The sequence below is a fragment of the Streptomyces sp. NPDC025806 genome, from assembly GCF_055558275.1.
The window spans coordinates 6,570-8,825 of the sequence record NZ_JBVHMU010000047.1 but is presented as its reverse complement, the minus strand read 5'-3'; the positions used below and the strand labels follow the sequence as shown (position 1 = coordinate 8,825).

Sequence of the window (2,256 nt, the reverse complement as noted above, 5' to 3'; positions counted from 1 at the left end):
CCGGTGGGGGCTGGTCGCGCAGTTCCCCGCGCCCCTGAAATGCATGCCCTTCGGGCGCATTTCCCCGATGCGCCACCGCCCGATGGAGATCGCGCACGAAGTGCGCATCTCCAGGGGCGCGGGGAACTGCGCGAGAAGCCCCACCGGGCCGCAGACGCCCGACGAAAGGGGCGGAGCTACGGCGGGTTCAGTCCTCTTCCGGGGCGGACTTCGCCCGGAGTTCCTTGATGGCGCGGCGCCGGGCCAGGCGATGCTGGCGCCGGATCTGGGCCTCCTGGTAGCGGCGCCGGTCACGATCCGTCTCCGGCTCCACCGGCGGCACGATCCGAGGCTTGCCGTCCGCGTCCACGGCGGCGAACACCAGATACGCCGAGCCCACCTGCTGCGGCGGCGTCGACTCGTTCCACCGCTCCGCGAGGACCCGCACGCCGACCTCCATCGAGGTCCGCCCGGTCCAGTTGACCTGCGCCTTCACATGCACGAGGTCCCCGACCCGGACCGGCTCCAGGAACGCCATCTCGTCCATGGACGCGGTGACCGCGGGCCCGCCGGAGTGCCGCCCGGCCACCGCACCCGCCGCGTCGTCCACGAGTTTCATGATCACGCCGCCGTGCACCGTACCCAGGAGGTTGGTGTCGTTGTGCGTCATGATGTGCGACAACGTCGTGCGGGAAGCGGAAGTCGGCTTGCCCGGAATTTCGGATTCCGTGCCGTGGGCCTGGTCTGTCATGGCACCCACCATATGCGGGGCTCGTTTGTGTCAGCTCTGCAACAGCCCCGGTCCGATTTACCCACCGCCCTGTAAGGGGCCCACCCGCGCACGGCACACTGGGCCGTATGAATGACTGGCCCGAGGGGTGGAGCGACAGGCAGGGCGGTGGCTCGCGCGGCGGCTACGGCCGAGGCAGCTCGAGCGCACGCCCCGAGGGTGTGCGCTCGATGCGCCAGGTGCAGCGACCGGTGCCCCCGCAGCAGCCCGCGTACGACGACGGCTACGGCGACCGGTACCGCGACGAGCCGTCCTACGACAGCGGCTACAACACGGGCCAGGTCTACGGCCAGCAGAGCCGCTCCCCGCACGGGGGCGGCGGCGGTGACGACTACGGGCCGCCCACCGGCCGCCCGGCCCGCCCCGCGAACTGGGGCAAGCGCATCAAGTGGGGCGTCATCACGCTCGTCGCCGTGGTCGGCGTCACCAGCATCGCCACGTACTTCTGGGCCGACTCCAAGCTGCACCGGGACGTCGACCTCTCCAAGGTCATCAACCGCCCCGAGACCGGCGACGGCACGAACTACCTGATCGTCGGCACCGACAGCCGCGAGGGCATGTCCGACGAGCAGAAGAAGAAGCTGCACACCGGCTCCGCCGAGGGCAAGCGCACGGACACGATGATGATCCTGCACGTCGGTGACAACGGCGACACCCTCGTCTCCCTGCCCCGCGACTCGAACGTGACGATCCCCTCCTTCAAGGGCGCCGAGTCCGGCAAGCTCTACCCGGGCACCGGCCGCCAGGTGAAGCTGAACGCCGCCTACGCGGAGGACGGCCCCGAGCTCCTCGTCCGCACCGTCGAGTCCAACACCGGCCTGCACATCGACCACTACGCGGAGATCGGCTTCGCCGGCTTCGCCAACATCGTGGACGCGGTCGGCGGCGTCGAGATGGACCTGAAGGACGGCTTCAAGGACAAGTGGTCCGGGGCGGACTTCGAGAAGGGCAAGCAGACCCTGAACGGACAGCAGGCCCTCGCCTTCGTCCGCACCCGCCACGCCTTCGCGGCCTCCGACCTCCAGCGCACCAAGAACCAGCAGGCCTTCCTCGCCGCGCTGGCCCACAAGGTGGCGTCCCCCGGCACGGTCATGAACCCGTTCAAGCTCTACCCCACGATGGGCGCGGGCCTCGACTCCCTGGTCGTCGACAAGGACATGAGCCTGTGGGACCTGGGCTCGATGTTCATGGCCATGAAGTCGGTCTCCGGCGGCGACGGCAAGTCGATGAACATGCCGGTCAACGGCTCGGTCGGCGGCAACCTCCTGTGGGACAAGGCCAAGGTCAAGCAGCTCGTCGACCAGTTCAACAACGACGAGAAGGTCACGGTCACGAGCGACTGACCGTCGGACCGAACGTGGACGGGGGGGGGGGGGGGGTGGGCCCCCCCCCCCCCCCCCGGGGAAGGCCCCCCCCCCCCCCCCCCGGCCCCCCCCGGGAGTGTAGGAAGGGGGTGTTGGGTGCGGCCCCCCCCCCGCGGGGGATGG

General features: G+C 70.3%; 2 protein-coding genes. One reads left to right on the top strand and one right to left on the bottom strand.

Annotated features, from left to right (window positions below; all coding sequences use genetic code 11):
- Window positions 1-187: 187 nt before the first annotated feature.
- Window positions 188-730, bottom strand: a complete 543-nt coding sequence (locus tag ACZ4E1_RS40180) for an acyl-CoA thioesterase (protein WP_467548944.1) — start codon at window positions 728-730, stop codon at window positions 188-190.
- A 107-nt stretch (window positions 731-837) separates the two neighbouring features.
- Between ACZ4E1_RS40180 and ACZ4E1_RS40175 the strand changes: the two genes are divergently transcribed.
- Window positions 838-2,112 carry an LCP family protein gene (locus ACZ4E1_RS40175; RefSeq protein WP_467548942.1) on the top strand — a complete coding sequence of 425 codons (1,275 nt, stop codon included), beginning with the start codon at window positions 838-840 and terminating at the stop codon, window positions 2,110-2,112.
- Window positions 2,113-2,256 lie beyond the last annotated feature (144 nt).